Genomic DNA, 405 nt, shown 5'->3' with positions numbered 1-405 from the left:
GCCGCCCGCTGCGCGCGGGGGCGGTGGCGCTGTTCGGCTTCTGCCTCCACCCGGCGGCGATCGGCGGCGGCCTGCCGGTGGGGGCGATCGCGGGGGCTTGCGTCGTGGCGGGCGCGGCGATGGCGTTCTGGAGCGTGATGTGGGCGACGAGCGTCCAGACCGGCGTCCCGGGCCGGGTCCTCAACCGCATCCACGCCTACGAGCTGGCCGGTTCGATGGCGATGATGCCGATCGGCCAGTCCCTGGCGGGCCCGGCCGCGACGGCCTTCGGCACCCACGGCATCCTCCTGACGGCCGCCACGATCTCCCTCGCGACAAGCGCCGCCCTCCTGACAACGCCCCCGATCCGCGACCTGCCCCGCCCTCACACGGGCTTACGCCCCCTGACGGCCTGAGTCGGCCGTG

At 75.6% G+C, this 405-nt stretch carries 1 pseudogene; it reads left to right on the top strand.

Annotation, left to right across the window (positions count from 1 at the left end):
* A pseudogene (locus ACSNOC_RS27950) lies at positions 1 to 395 on the top strand (MFS transporter); the annotation flags it as partial.
* Positions 396 to 405 lie beyond the last annotated feature (10 nt).

The organism is Streptomyces sp. URMC 129 (assembly GCF_051386415.1).
Taxonomy (GTDB): domain Bacteria; phylum Actinomycetota; class Actinomycetes; order Streptomycetales; family Streptomycetaceae; genus Streptomyces.
Note: the sequence above shows the minus strand (reverse complement) of the source record. Positions and strands in the feature narration are given on the sequence as shown.